The sequence below is a fragment of the Halalkaliarchaeum sp. AArc-CO genome, assembly GCF_024972735.1.
Lineage (GTDB): Archaea > Halobacteriota > Halobacteria > Halobacteriales > Haloferacaceae > Halalkaliarchaeum.
Genome location: NZ_CP087723.1, coordinates 1,622,300 through 1,636,635 on the forward strand (window position 1 = coordinate 1,622,300; position 14,336 = coordinate 1,636,635).

The 14,336-nt window shown below is 64.3% G+C and carries 12 protein-coding genes; 7 read left to right on the forward strand and 5 right to left on the reverse strand.

Translation table 11 applies throughout. The annotated features are described in order from the left end of the window. Positions 1-15: 15 nt before the first annotated feature. On the forward strand, positions 16-711 hold the full coding sequence (locus AArcCO_RS08720) for a hypothetical protein (RefSeq protein WP_259533036.1): 696 nt from the start codon (positions 16-18) through the stop codon (positions 709-711). A 164-nt stretch (positions 712-875) separates the two neighbouring features. Next, positions 876-2,093, forward strand: coding sequence for an MFS transporter (locus AArcCO_RS08725; protein ID WP_259533037.1), 1,218 nt, complete (start codon positions 876-878; stop codon positions 2,091-2,093). A 559-nt stretch (positions 2,094-2,652) separates the two neighbouring features. On the opposite strand, the gene AArcCO_RS08730 is transcribed toward AArcCO_RS08725, so the two are convergent. The 4 genes from AArcCO_RS08730 to glpA all read right to left on the reverse strand — a co-directional run bounded on the left by AArcCO_RS08730 (position 2,653) and on the right by glpA (position 8,585). Then, the gene (locus AArcCO_RS08730) at positions 2,653-4,074 is read right to left on the reverse strand and encodes a CRTAC1 family protein (protein WP_259533038.1); all 1,422 of its coding nucleotides are present in this window, start codon (positions 4,072-4,074) and stop codon (positions 2,653-2,655) included. A 110-nt stretch (positions 4,075-4,184) separates the two neighbouring features. After that, on the reverse strand, positions 4,185-5,474 hold the full coding sequence (locus tag AArcCO_RS08735; protein WP_259533039.1) for an anaerobic glycerol-3-phosphate dehydrogenase subunit C: 1,290 nt from the start codon (positions 5,472-5,474) through the stop codon (positions 4,185-4,187). After that, entirely contained in the window at positions 5,471-6,880 is a 1,410-nt protein-coding gene (glpB, locus tag AArcCO_RS08740; protein ID WP_259533040.1) for a glycerol-3-phosphate dehydrogenase subunit GlpB, read from the reverse strand. The genes AArcCO_RS08735 and glpB overlap by 4 nt, the downstream gene beginning before the upstream one ends. Next, positions 6,870-8,585, reverse strand: coding sequence for an anaerobic glycerol-3-phosphate dehydrogenase subunit GlpA (gene glpA, locus AArcCO_RS08745; RefSeq protein ID WP_259533041.1), 1,716 nt, complete (start codon positions 8,583-8,585; stop codon positions 6,870-6,872). The genes glpB and glpA overlap by 11 nt, the downstream gene beginning before the upstream one ends. Before the next feature lie 180 nt (positions 8,586-8,765). On the opposite strand from glpA, the gene glpK reads away from it, so the two are divergent. From glpK to AArcCO_RS08770, 5 genes are all read left to right on the forward strand, one after another. Next, entirely contained in the window at positions 8,766-10,301 is a 1,536-nt protein-coding gene (glpK, locus tag AArcCO_RS08750) for a glycerol kinase GlpK (RefSeq protein WP_259533042.1), read from the forward strand. Beyond that, entirely contained in the window at positions 10,267-11,511 is a 1,245-nt protein-coding gene (locus AArcCO_RS08755; protein ID WP_259533043.1) for a Cdc6/Cdc18 family protein, read from the forward strand. Before glpK ends, AArcCO_RS08755 begins: the two co-directional genes overlap by 35 nt. A gap of 74 nt (positions 11,512-11,585) precedes the next feature. Continuing rightward, positions 11,586-12,101, forward strand: coding sequence for a YeeE/YedE family protein (locus tag AArcCO_RS08760; protein ID WP_259533044.1), 516 nt, complete (start codon positions 11,586-11,588; stop codon positions 12,099-12,101). Further along, entirely contained in the window at positions 12,098-12,598 is a 501-nt protein-coding gene (locus AArcCO_RS08765) for a DUF6691 family protein (RefSeq protein ID WP_259533045.1), read from the forward strand. The genes AArcCO_RS08760 and AArcCO_RS08765 overlap by 4 nt, the downstream gene beginning before the upstream one ends. A gap of 93 nt (positions 12,599-12,691) precedes the next feature. Further along, positions 12,692-12,838 (forward strand): DUF7557 family protein, encoded by a 147-nt coding sequence (locus AArcCO_RS08770; RefSeq protein WP_259533046.1) that lies wholly within the window; start codon positions 12,692-12,694, stop codon positions 12,836-12,838. Between the two features lie 46 nt (positions 12,839-12,884). Here the strand turns inward: AArcCO_RS08770 and AArcCO_RS08775 are convergent, their stop codons facing one another. Beyond that, entirely contained in the window at positions 12,885-14,264 is a 1,380-nt protein-coding gene (locus tag AArcCO_RS08775; protein ID WP_259536413.1) for a YhjD/YihY/BrkB family envelope integrity protein, read from the reverse strand. Between the last annotated feature and the right edge of the window lie 72 nt (positions 14,265-14,336).

Consider the following 14,336-nt stretch of genomic DNA (forward strand, 5'->3'; position numbering starts at 1 on the left):
GACCTGTAAGAACACATGGGACTGGTAATCGAGGAGGTGACGATCCTTCGGGAGGTGGGGATCGACTTTTCCCTCGAAGACATCCTGGCAACACCACCGCTTTCGAAGTGGCGGAAATCCCGGAACTCGAGAGACCAACTCGAAGCGGCGGTCGAACGGATCCGTCCGGAGGTCGAACGGGAACTGAACCCCCGGGCGATCTACAGAGGAGTGCCCACGGAGACCTCCGGAATTCACGCGTATTCGCCGCCGGCTCCGGTTACGAAAGCGGAATTCGTCGGCAACATCGTCGTGACTCCAGGGGAGCTAGAATACGGGAACGAGCACGCCGAAGGGATGTTCGACGACTTCGTGCGGGACGCGATCGAAAACGTTGCAGTTCAGCGGCTTTCTGCCGTCGTCGGGCAGCGGTTCAGGGACGAGGCGAACGAGCGGGGATACAACACGACCCGACTGTTCGCCCCGGGATCCGGCATTGAAAACTGGCCGTTGGAAAACCGCCGATACGTGTTCGACTCACTACCCTGTGAGGAGATCGGCGTGCGGTTGACCGACGCCGGACAGGTCGAACCGAACAAAACAGTGAGCTGTGTGATCGGGTTCGGTCCCGACATCGAACAGGCACCTGGGCTCGTCTCTTGTGAGGGTTGTTCGAAACTGCCCGACTGCCCGTACGCAGGGGCGAGGGACGCGATAGCCGCAAACACGTGAGCGAATGTACTCGCTGACTTCGACACCCGTATCGCATCACAATCGCTAAAGGCGACGAGGTCACACGTTCGGATAGCAGCTGGGAGCTGGCCTCGAACCACCATGCCCTGACGCGAGTGGGTTCCGTTGGCGTGTGTTTAGCTCCCGTCGTCGAAATCACAACCATGAACGATTCAGCGTATCCGACGAAACGATGGGCGATTCTCGGAATAGCCTGGGGAGGATTCTTCGCCGTGGCCATGGCGTGGTACGTAATGCCAACCTTGCAGCCGGACATCCTGGAACTGTACGGCGTTACGGCCGCACAGTTTCGAACCGCGTTGACGCTTCCCTTTCTCGTTGCAGGGATACTGGCGATCCCGGGCGGGATCATCGCCGACAGGATCGGACTCCGACGGGCTGCAACGCTCGGTCTCGGAATCGCGGGCGTCGGCTTCCTCCTTCGCTCACAGGTCGGCGGCTTCTGGAGCCTTCTGACTCCGATGTTGCTCGTCGGGGTGGGGATGGGACTGACGATGCCGAACCTCCCGAAACTGGTGAGCGTCTGGTTCCCGCCCGACGAAACCGGATTGGCGACGGGAATCTACAACACCGGCCTGATGGGCGGCCTCTCGACTGGACTGATCATCGCGCCGTTCCTTCCCGGCTGGTCGACCGGGAACCTCCTGCTGGGGGGTGTCGTTCTGGTGTTGGCCATCGCCTTCTTTGCGATCGTGCGCGATTCCCCACCCGGAGACGAGCTCCCGAAAACGCCCATGATCGAAGGGATACAACGGGCAGTGAAAAGCAGGAACACGTGGATCGCGTCGTTCGCGCTGTTTGCGGGACTCACAGGAATGGTGGCGATACAGGGGGAGCTTCCGGTTGGGCTTTTCGAGCTGTACGACATCCCGACTGCGACCGGCGGTCAGATCGCGTCGCTGATCACCTACGCGAGCGTCCTCGGGGCGTTGACGATCCCCGGGTTCGCCACCAGACGGGACCGTCGCAAGACGATGTTGGTCGTCGCCTCCGTCGGGTTCGGTGTCGTGATGTTCCCGGTCTGGCTCACGGGGAACGTGACTGTGCTGTTCGTCGGCACCGCGATCGCGGGCTATCTCGCTGGGGGTGCCCTCCCGATCATCATGGAGGTGCCGACCTGGCTCCCCCGACTGGAGTCCGATCCCGTCGAATCCCAGCACGTGGGTGCAGCCTCCGGCTTGATGACGAGTCTGATGAATGTGGGGGGCTTTGTCGGACTCCCGTTTATCATCGGTCCAATAATCGATCTACAGGGATACACCGTCGCCTTCGGCGTCGCGATGGTCATCTTCGCGTTCCAGGGAATTCTCGGCCTGCTGTTTACGTTCCCGGAGATCACGGAACCTGCCGGGAGTCAATAACAGGAATACACGGAGAGAAAATACCGAAATCATCGAGATCAGTTCATTACCGACATCAGTTCGCCATAATTATCTTATTTGAATAATAACATTGATATTGATATATTAGGGATTTCTGTCTACTGAGAGTACATCCACGATAGATAATCGTTGCCCACTCGGAAAGGTCGAGCAGTGTCCAGTTCGTCGATCGAGCCTTATCAGGTGATTCTATAGCGGTCTCGTCGCCGTTCTCTGCACAACAAAAGATACTAGATAAACTCGATGACCTCCAATAATTACAGAAATAACCCCAATATCGGGGATATATCCAATGTTATGAACTCCAGAACCGTATCGCCATCATCAAACGCTCGAGAGGGCTGTCGAGATCAGTTCGATGTAACTGTGGCGGCAGCTCCCCGTATGTTGAGGAAATCAAAACAGAGTTAGACTAAACGTGACCACCATTCGACAATTAAACAGACATGTAATACTATACATATCTAATACTATACTTTTGAGTAATAGTAAATATAATTACCTAGTATTCGGCCATCGATCGCTGCCCGTCGATCCACTATCGACGTCGCGGATGCTCGACGACGAGTTCGCGACACGTCTCGGGCGAGTCGACCGTCGTCTCGTATCCGCCGGGCCACCACACACGCAGTCGTCGGGGGGTCTCCCCGCCCAGTCCGAAATGTGCGACTGGTTCCGACTGACAGAGATAGCTGGAGCCTGCGTCGACGAGACGTCGTTTCCGGGTTTCGTCCGTTTCGAGTTCGACGACGGCACCGCGTGCGGGCGCTCCGTGAGCCGTCGTGGGTGCCACCCGGAGCCAGTCGTTGTCGTTTTCCACCGCATAGAGGCTGGGTGGCTGGGCGGCGACTTCGCCGTGGACGATGAGCAACTCCAGTGTGCCGTCGTCGTCGAAATCGGCGACGACCGCCCCAGTCCCGAACCCCGTCGGCTCGAGCGCGTCCCCCGGATCGAGTTCCGTCCAGCCGTCGAGTCGCCGACGGAACAGCGCGTTCGCTTCGCCCAGACAGTTCTGAAACAGTTCCACGTGTCCGTCGTTGTCGAAGTCGGCCGCGATCAGCGTCCGCGTGGAGGCTGGACGGGCAAACTCCGACGGGGCCACGTCTTCGAACCCCGATTTCCCCGGCCGAAAGATCCGGCCGGGGCCCTCCCAGTTGCCGACCGCGAGTTCGAACGCCCCCGCGGCCGCAGGCATAGACGACCGAGTGGGCTCTTCGCCGTCGGGAAGATCCGTGGCCCCGACGAGTGCGAGCCCCCGCGTGTTCCCGTCCGGATCCGCGAGTTCGGCGGCGGAGTCGACCTCCGAGAAGTTCCCGCCACCGTTTTCGAACAGGCGGTTCGGACCCCCATCGACCCCGAGATACAGGTCCATTCCGTCGGAGACGAGCGGCCCGGCACACACCGACCGCCCCCCACAGGTGACGTCGACGCCGAGCGCGGGTGCCATGTCGGTGAGCTCCCCGTCCTCGCCGAGTTCGTAGTACCTGAGTTCGCTTCCGTAGCAGGCGATCGCCACGCCGTACTGTCCGGTTCCGAACCGGTCGATCGCGGCGACCGACCGACCCGAGCGGAAGTTCTCCCGGCCCTCGTTCACCTCGAGGGCGAACACGTCCCGCCAGACGTCGCGGTCGGCAGCCGCCCGATCCAGAAGCAGGTCCCCGTCGGCGGTCACCCCTCCGAACGTGTCGGTGTTGTGAACGTACAGCTCCTCACAGCCGTCGGCGTCGAGATCGGCCGCCGCGACGCCAATGGCGTGACGCCCCGAATCGGCGACGATCCCACACGCGACGTCGACCAGATCGTCTCCGCCGTCGGAACCGGCCGCCGGCTGATACAGCCGATTGTTACCGTCGTACCCACAGACGAACGCGATCGGTCCCCGACGCCCCGGGGTCACCGCGGCCCCGTAGCCGCGCATCGCCCCGTCGTCCACCAGGCGGTCGGAGACGTCCCCGAACATACCCCGCCCTCACAGGTCACCGAATAAGAGGATAGGGGTTCGAATCAGGCCAACAGTTCCCGGATGGAACCGGTCTCCCGGATGGAACCGGTCTCCCGGACCGAACCGTGTCACTCCGATACGACCGCTGCCTCGAGCACCTGCAGAGGATGTTTGATCTCGTAGCCGGTCCCGTGTTCCATCTGCATCGCGCAGGTCGGACACTCGGTCATCCCGACCTCGCCGTCGGACTGCTCCATGTGGTGGAACATCTCCTCGCCCATCGCCATCGACGCCTCGTACTTCTCGGCTTTCCAGCCGTACGTACCCGAGATCCCCGAACAGGAGTCGCCGACGTCCTCGATCGCGACGCCGTCGACCTCGCGGAACAGTTCGACCGCCTGTCGGTCGAGCCCCTGGTTTCGGGCGTGACAGGGCGCGTGATACGCCAGCGCGGGATGGTCGACCTCGGCGTCGGTTACTGCCGACTCCAGATCCTCGTGGATCCGGAGATACTCGAGCGCCTCGTAGGTGTGCTCGGAGACGTCGTCGATTCGATCGATGTCGAACAGTTCGGGATACTCCTTGCGCAACGAGAGCGAACACGAGGTACACGAAGCGACGATGTCGGCGTCGTCGTCGATCGCCGCCGCGAGTGATTCGACGTTCGTTTCGGCGGCCCGCCGTGCGTCCGAGAGCATCCCGTTTGCGAACATCGGCGTGCCCGAACACCGCTGTTCGGGGACGAGCACCTCGTAGCCGAACTCCTCGAACACCCGGACCATCGCCTTGCCGACCTCCGGCGTATTGTAGTTGGAGTAACAGCCGTGGAAGTACGCCACCCGTTTGTCGTCGCTTTCGACCTGCGCACCGCCGCGCTCGCGCCACCACTCCCGGAACGTCTGCGTCGCGAACGCGGGGAACTCCCGCTCGCTCGGAAGCCCGAGCAGTTTCTCGTTGAGCTTCCGGGTCACGCTCAGTCCCATCACGAAGTTGACCAATCTCGGGACCTTGCTACCGACTTTAGCCAGGAGGCCGTAGTTCGCCAGGATCCGGTTTCTGAGGTACTCCCGGGATAACTTGTTCATCTGTTCGTCGACGTATTCGCCCCTGGCCTCGTTGTGCATCTGGGCCAGCGGTACCTCCGAGGGACAGGCACTATCACAGCGGAGGCAGTTCGAACACGAGAGGATCGAGTCGTCGATGTCCGCGTCCTCCTTTCGCTTGAGACGCCACTGTTCGGGCCCCTGGAACTTCGGCCCCGGGAACTCGTCGTCGACCGCTGCGACCGGACACGACGTCTCGCAGGTGGTGCACTTGTAGCAGGCGTCGGCGCCCGCCCTGAGGTCCAGTTCCCGTTCGGGGAACACCTCGATCGGTTCGACCGCGTCGTCGTCGCACGGTGGCTGGTGGTTGCTCATCGGTTTGCCTCCAGTGTGGTGTCGTTTGCAACCGCGGCGGCACCCCTCCCGGCGACGACGCCGGTGGCCAGCGAGACGCCGCTTGCCGACTTCTCCCGAGCGACGTCGGCACCGCCGAGCACCGCGCCGGCGGCAAACAGGTTCGGATACTCCGGCTCGCCGTCGCCGGACGGATCGACGGGTCGAAGCCGATTGTCCGTCGCGAGGCCGAACCTGGCGAAGGGGTGGTCGCCGAACGCGTCGTCGAGGAACCAGTCGTATCGATCCGCCGGATGGGCGACCGGACAGTCGAAGACGGGTTCCGTCACGCGTTTTCGATCCGACTGTAATCCCTTTCCGATCAGCCCACCCGTCGCGAGAACGACGGCGTCGGCGGCGTAGGGGACCCCCGTTCCGTTCCGATCGACCACGACGGTCTCGACGGCGCCGTCCGTGCCGACCGTTCGATCGACGGCTCTTACACCCGTCTCGAAGCTGACTCCCGCCGCGTCCAGTTGCTCGAGCAACAGGTCCTCGAGCCTGAGACCCGGAAGGCTCGGCGGCCCCATCGGGATCTCGAACACCTCCGCACCGAGACGATCTCCGAGTTCCTCCCGGATTTGGTCGGCACGGTCCTCGCCCAGAAACGCCGGAAATCCGACCCGGATGTCGGACGCGTCAGCCACCGAATCGGCGAACTCCGCCAGCTGCGGTTCGACTGCCGTCGTCAGCGCTTTTCGGGCCGGAACACCGTCGATCGGCTCGTCGTCGTCGAGCGCCCTGGCAAAGCGGGTGATCTTCGCGTCGTCCCGGAACGCCTCGGCGAACTTGACCTCCGCGCCCGCCACCGGGAACGGGACGCCGGACGCCGACAGCCCGTCGGCGAGCGCGCCCGCGTCGTACTCCGAAAGCGACCGGAACCCGACGACGAACATCGGGCGCTCGTCGCTGGCGACGCCGGCCGCCGTCGCCGCCGGGTAGCGCGCGGTCGGTTTGACCGTCCCGCCGAACGTCGGTACGAGCGCGTTGCTGTCGGTGTGTCCCCCCCGGTAGGCGTCGCCGACGAGCTCGTCGAACAGCGCGAACCCCTCGGCGACGGCCTCGGAGCCGACGATCGAGTAGGGGTGTTCCTCGGGAAGGTCTTCGATCGCGTCGTACGGATTCACTACCGGGCCGCGGAGCGTGGACTCGGAAGCTCGCTCGGATCCAGACCCGGAACCAGAACCGGAACCGGAACCGAGATCGGACTCGCCATCCTCGCGTTTCGGGACGTATCCGAGTGCGTCGACGAGCCCGGATGACTGTCGGAGAGTGCTTTTTTTGTGGGAGACGAGCCTGACGTCTGCACCCTCCCGGGCGGCCGAGATCGCCGCGGTCGTCCCCGCGAGTCCGCCGCCGATCACGAGCACGTCGCTTTCAAGCCCCATGACTCCCTCCCGACGTGCCGCGTTCGGTTCCCGGGTCGAACGCGTCGAAGTCGATCTCTTCTTTCCGTACGTCCCGCCGACCAGCGGGATCACAGTCGTGGTTCATCGTCGTCGCGTGGAGCATGTGCGTGAGCATCGCCTGCGATAGCTGTTCGCCCCACAGAGAGTGTCTGACGCCCTTGAATCGCTCGCGGTACAACTCCTCGCGCGCCTCCCGGGCGATCGCCTCCCCGTACTCCGGATACAGTTCTGCCGCCATTCGATGGCTGCAGAAGCCGCCCTGACAGTTCCCCATCGAGGCCCGGGTTCGGAGGCGGACGCCGTTCAAGTCGGATCCTGCCTGCGCGATCGCGTCCTGGAGTTCCGCGCGAGTGACCGCCTCACATTCGCAGATCACCGGGTTCGGCCCGTCGGTGTCGAGCACGTCGGGCGATCGCGATCCGAGCCGTTGGACACTCCGTCGGCTCACCGGCGACCGGAGCCCGAACTGGTTCATGTATCTCTCGAGGGCGTCGGGCTCCTCGGATCCGGGGAGGGGGTGATCGGCGGTTTCGCAGTCGGCGTCGACACCCAGGCGATCGCAGACGTGGTCGGCGACGTCCTCGGCCATCAGGCGGTAGGTGGTGAGCTTGCCCCCCACGACGGTCGTCAGTCCGGGAAGGTCGTCGCGGTCGTCGTGATCCAACAGGAAGTAGTCCCTCGTAATATCGGTCGGATCGTCCGTTCCCGTTCCGGGGGGCTCATAAAGCGGTCGCACGCCCCAGAACGACCGCAGCGTTCTAGACTCCCGGAGGACCGGGAGCAGTTCCGCGAGCGTGTCGATCATCAGGTCGACTTCCCACTGCTCTTCGGGATACTCCTCGGGATCCTCGACCTCCTCGTCGGTGGTGCCGAGGATGCACGCAGTCTCGTGGGGGACGACGATGTCGGCGTCGCCTTTGGGTCGACACCGGTTGATCACGGTGTCGACCTGCCGCACGTTCATCACCGTCATCACGCCCTTCGACGGTCTGACCTCGATGTCGACCCCAGCGAGATCCCCGATCCGTCCGGCCCAGGCCCCGGTCGCGTTCACAACGTGGTCCGCCTCGATGCGTTCGGTCGTCCCGGGCGTCCGGTGGACTCGTTTCCCCGGCCCCGAGTCGTGTTCGACTTCCACGCCGACGACCTCGCCGCCCTCGACGAGTACGTCGACGACCTCTGCATGGGTTTCGATCCGGGCGCCGTGGTTCTCCGCATCCGCAGCGTTGGCCACACAGAGCCGGAAGGGATCGATCGCCGCGTCGGGAACGGTGATTGCTTTGTCGACGTCGCCCGCGAGATACGGCTCTCGACGTCGGGCCTCCTCGCGTGAGATGACTTCCGCCGGGATGTCACACGCTTTGCATCCCTCGAGTTTCTCTTCGAAGTACTCCTCGCTGTCCTCGGGCCGCTTTACGAACAGCCCGCCGGTGTCTTCGATACAGTGTCCGGCGATCTCCCGCAGAATCCTGTTTTCGGCCATACACTCCCGGGCACTCTTGCGGTCCGACACCGCGTAGCGACCTCCGCTGTGGAGCAGTCCGTGCATCCGCCCGGTCGTCCCGTGGGTGAGGGTCCCCTTCTCGACGAGGACGGCGTCCAGCCCGCGCATCGCCAGATCCCTGACGATCCCGCAGCCAGTCGATCCGCCGCCGACGACGATCACGTCGGCTGATTGGGTCATTTCCGTTTCGACGTTCGTCCGCACGCACTTTATGTTATCTCCGATTCCGGAGCGTCGATAACGATATCTCGTTTCAACGACCCTGCAGCGCGGTCTCCCCGTGGTGACCCGCGTCAGGGGAAAGATTATGGCCCCGTTCCACGACAGTTATCGATGACGCTTCACCGAGCGTAACGAACCATGCAACGATACGTCGGAGCGATCGATCAGGGGACGACCGGGACGCGGTTCATGCTGTTCGACCACGACGGCACGGTCGTCGGAAACGCGTACCGGAAACACGAGCAGCTGTACCCCTCCCCGGGCTGGGTCGAACACGATCCCGAAGAGATCTGGAAGAACACACGGGCGGTCATCGAGCGTGCGCTCTCGAAGGCGTCCGTTGCGCCGGATGAACTGGCAGCGATCGGAGTGACCAACCAGCGGGAGACGACGCTTTTGTGGGAGCGGGAGACCGGGAGGCCGATCCACGACGCGATCGTCTGGCAGGACCGACGGACCACGGAACGGGTCGAACAGTTGCGCGAAAACGGTTGGGAAGAAAAGATCCGAACGAAGACGGGACTAGAGCCCGATGCGTACTTTTCGGCGACGAAAGCGGAGTGGCTGCTGGAGAACGCCGACCCGATCGAGGTGGAACCCGCACGCCACGAGGACGTCCGCGAACGGGCCGAAAACGGCGAGATCCTGTTCGGGACGATCGACACGTGGCTGATCTGGAACCTCACGGGAGAGCACGTGACCGACGTGACGAACGCCTCCCGGACGATGCTGTACGACATCCGCTCTGGGGAGTGGGACGACGAGCTGCTCGCGGAGTTTTCGCTGCCCCGCGAGATGCTCCCGGAAGTTCGGCCCTCCTCCGACGAGGAGACCTACGGGACGACTGATCCGGACGGCTTTCTCGGCGCGGAGGTATCCGTCGCGGGCGCGCTGGGCGACCAGCAGGCGGCGCTGTTCGGACAGACGTGTTTCACCCCCGGCGAGGCGAAAAACACCTACGGTACTGGGAGTTTCTTCCTGATGAACACCGGCGAAAAGGCAGTCGACTCCGAACACGGCCTGCTCACGACGGTGGCGTTCCAGCGTTCGGGCGAGCCGATCCAGTACGCCCTCGAGGGGTCGATTTTCATCACCGGCGCGGCGATCGAGTGGCTGGAGGACGTCGATCTGATCGAGGATCCGGCCCAGACCGAGGAACTCGCACGATCAGTCGAATCGACCGACGGAGTGTATCTGGTTCCGGCGTTTACGGGCCTCGGTGCGCCCCACTGGGATCAGCGTGCGCGGGGAACGATCGTCGGCATGACCCGCGGCACCCGGAGGGAACATCTCGTGCGGGCGACCCTCGAGTCGATTGCCTACCAGACGCGAGACGTCGCCGAGGCGATGGCCGCCGACGCCGACGTCAAGCCGGAACAGCTTCGCGTCGACGGCGGCGCGGTGAAGAACAACTTCCTGTGTGGGATCCAGGCCGACATCGTCGACACGGAGATCGTCAGACCGGAAGTCGACGAGACGACCGCGCTGGGGGCGGCGTACGCGGCCGGCCTCGCGGTCGGATACTGGGAGGACCTCGACGAGCTCCGGGAGAACTGGCGGATCGACAGGACCTTCGAACCGGGCGGTGACAGACGCGATATCGAACGGCGGTACGACCGCTGGAAGGAAGCAGTCGACCGTGCGAAAGGCTGGGCGATCGAGCCGGACGAGTGAGATCGAACACGGCTACACGCCGACATCCATCCGACAGATGAACCTCGAGGAACGAATTACCAGACGGCTACGGCGGAACCGGAGCCGGCAGCTCGTCCGGGACTACGCCGCGGTCAGTCCGGTGTCTCATCCACCGGAGCCTGTCGCACGCGAGGCTTCACTCGAGCGGATTCTGGACGCACTCGAGCCGGCATTTTCGGGGGCGCTTCCCCCGTCGACGTACGTCTGGGGGCCGAAAGGAGCCGGCAAAACCGCGCTTGTGAAAGCCACCTTCGATCTCCTCGCCGGCGTCTCGCGGGAACAACACCGTGGCATCCACACGACGACGAGAACCGAGCGTCCGAAGACGCCACCGTTCGTGTACGTCGACGCACGCGATGCGGACAGCGAGTTCGCCCTGCTTGCGGCCGTGCTGAACGGACTGCTCGATCGTCCCGCACCCACCCAGGGAGTGAGCACCGGACGGATCCGGGAGCAGATCTCCCGGGAGATCGACGGCCGCGATGGCGTCGTCGTCGCGGTCGATCACGTCGGGGAACCGCGCACACACGACCTCACGTCGGTCGCGGAAACGCTCGCCACCGTGGAGGGTACGTTCGTCTGGATCGGTATCGGTCGGGACTCCCCCGACGTGTACTCGACCGAGCCGGACCAGGTCGTCGAGGTTCCGGCGTTCCGGCGTCACGCGATGGTCGACGTCCTCACCGACCGCACGTCCGCCGGACTCTCCCGAAACGCGGTGACCCACGAACAGCTCCGGGAACTCGCCGTCTGGGCCGAGGGCGACGCACACGACGCCCTGGCGGCGGTGTTCGGCGGTGCTGTCCTCGCGGAACGGAACGGTACCGACACGATCCGACCGTCCGATCTCGACGCCGGCATCGACGCCGTTCCCTGCCCGTGTATCGCGCTCGGGCGGGTGCTCTCGTTACCGAAGAACTGGCAACGCGTGCTCGCCGCGCTGGTCGACCTCCCCCGTAACGACCGGACGTCGGTGACTAAAGCGACCGACGCGCTCGCCACGTCTTCCGGGATCGAACTCTCTGCGGGAACCGTCCGGCGGATGCTGTACGAACTCGCCGAGGAAGGCATCCTGGACCGAGAGCCGGCGGAAGCGTCCGGAAGCCGGGGACGACCCCCCAGCCGGATCGAACCGCTGTTTCCGACGCTGGTGTTTCGCGAACTGTATCGCGAACGGACCGACGAATGACGCGTCGTCGACGGCGGCAACCGGTGCGCTGGACGTGTAACTTTTGAACGTCGGTCCCTCACTGACGGGAAACGATGATCGAATCGACCGTACAACTGGGGGAGCTGGGGATCGGACTTCTCGGCTCCGAGCTGTTCCCCCGCGGGTGGGAACACTACCTCCTCGGCGGACTGCTCATCGGGCTGGGAACTGTCGTCATCTACGCTGCGACGGCGATCCCGGCGGGCGCGAGCACGTTCCTCGAATCGACGCTGTCGTACGCCTCCCGGCTCCGGCGGTTCCAGCAGCCGCGGTTCGTCGGCTCCCGTGACTGGCGGGTAGTGTTCACACTCGGGATCGTCGCGGGCGCGGCGGGCTACTCCGTCGTCGCCGGCGAGTTCGGCTGGCTGACCGACGTCCAGCCGTGGCGGCTGTTCGTCGGGGGAATCCTCATCGGCGTCGGGACCCGCCTCGGGAAGGGCTGTACGTCGGGACATGGGGTCTGTGGAGTCGGCTCCGGCTCCCGGACGTCGATCCTCAACGTCGCCGTGTTCATGCTCGTCGCGATCGGCGTCGCGCAACTGGTGTTCGCGATGGGGGTGCGGCCGTGAGTCCGACCGCCGAAGAGGGAAGCTCCGGGGAAACCGACGGCGGTCGCGACCAGCATCCGCTGTTTCTCCCCACCGTCTTCCTCGGGGGCGTTATCTTCGGCGCGGGGCTTTCAGTGAGTCGGATGGCACGGCCGGAGATCGTCCTCGAGTTCCTGCAGTTTCGGGATCTCGGGCTCCTTTTCGTCATGGGCGGGGCGGCGGTCGTCGTCGGGATCTCCGTGTTCGGGCTGGTCCGCTCCGGAAGGCGCGCGCCGCTTACCGGCGACCCGTACCGGCGGCGGTTGAAGTCGATGGACAGAAACGTCATCCTCGGGGGCGGAATCTTCGGTGTCGGCTGGGGCCTGTCCGGGATCTGCCCGGGAGCGGCGTACGCCAGCCTGGGTATCGGGAACGTGATCATTCTGTACGGCATCGCGGGGATGTTCCTGGGCGCGTATCTCCAGGGGTATCTCCGGGAACTAACGGCGGAGACGCCGGAACCTGCCGTCGCGGACTGAACTCCCTATCGGCCGACAGCGTCGACACGGCAGCCGCCGAAACCGGGCCGCACCCGCAGCCTTTTATCGCCGGCCACCGTTGCCGCAGATGAGATGCCCCAGGTTCACCTCGACGAGGAAACGATCGACCGCCTTGACCGCCTCCGGGAAGAAGACGAGGAGTACGACGAAATAATAAACGAACTGATCAACATCTACGAGGTCGAGGAGCTGACGCTTTTCCGCAGCGGCGGGGAGTAACTCCGTCGTCTCCGCCTGCAAACGGGTGATCTCCGGCTCGTTTGCGTTACCGCCGCTCGCGGACGAAATCGATCGCCTTCCAGGGGGTTCCCAGGGCGTTCAACCCGATTCCGACCAGCACGAACAGCACGTACAGCCCGAGCGTCGAGAGGAACAGCACGATCATCGCGGCGATCGCCCAGCCCCCCGAGAGATAATAAAACGCCCCGAGGGTGAGAACCACCCCGTACAGCAACACCAGATACGGGCCCCACCCTCGAGCGTGCCCGCGCCGGAGGCGGGATCGAACATATCGTTTCAGTTCGGCCTCGAGTTCCGGCTTCTCGACGGTCCGTCGTTCGACGTCACCTTCGAACTCCTCGAGCCGGGCGCGCAGCTCCTCCAGCTCCGTTTGCATCGCCGCCACGTCCGGGGCGCCCCTCACGCCGTCTGTCGGATCCGCGGACGGGGCGTCGTCGGACCCCTCCGTCGATTCGCCATCGTCGCGGTCGTCGTCCGCCATACGTGCCCCCACACGAACGGGGGACTGTTGTAGTTGCCGGTCCGTCGACCCGTCGGGGCGTCGCCGGACCCCCTCCCGGGTGGTGAAGGTATCTCGCAACCGGCTGACCCCTCGCGAGGGCGACGAGTCGCCCTCAGCTGGCGGTTCGCTATCCCTCTCTCCGTCGAGCACAGCGTTGATCGCTGCCCCGACCAGAAGCACGATCGCCGCAAAGTACAGCCAGGTAACGATCAACAGGATACCGCCGACGAGCCCGTACACTTGATACTGTCCGGCCGCGCCGGCGTACACCTGGAACCCCGCCTGCAACACCGTCCAGCCGACCGCGGCGAATATCGTTCCGGGAAGCACTTCGCGAGCCGTCACTTCCTGATAGGGAAGCAGGTAATACAGCGGGAAGAAGACGACCGCGAGCACGATCGGCAACGCGAGCACGCTCGTGATCCCGAACAGCGGACCCACATTCAGGGCGGCAACCACGCCCGCCGTGACGACCATGAGCACCGCCCCCAGGCCGATGCTTGCGGCGACGAGAACGGCATCCAGAAGTTCGTCGAGGAGCCCGATCGACTTCTTGGAGCCGTACACGCGCACGAAAGCGACGTCCAGTCCCCGAAACACCTTCAGTGCCGACCAGACCAGTCCAACGACGCCGACGACCGTTGCCCCGACCCGTCCTTCCGCGCCAGCGATCGCCCCCTGAATGATCTGTTCGCCTGCCGGCGTGAGAAACCCGGCGACGAGGCTCACGAGCGTCGCGGCCATCCGTTCGCCGAAGAACGTCGTAGAGAGAGCGACAACGAGCAGAAGTGCCGGGAAAAGCGAGACGAACGCGTAGTAGGCGACGCTGGCGGCGAGAAACGTGACCTGCTGGTCGCGAACGACGGCCACGACCTCCCGTACCAATCTTTCCGTCGTCGCGATCCGCGATCCGGGCCGATCGGGCTCCGTTTCGTCCCCGGAACGGGATGACACAGCGCTGTTCACACGGGAGAT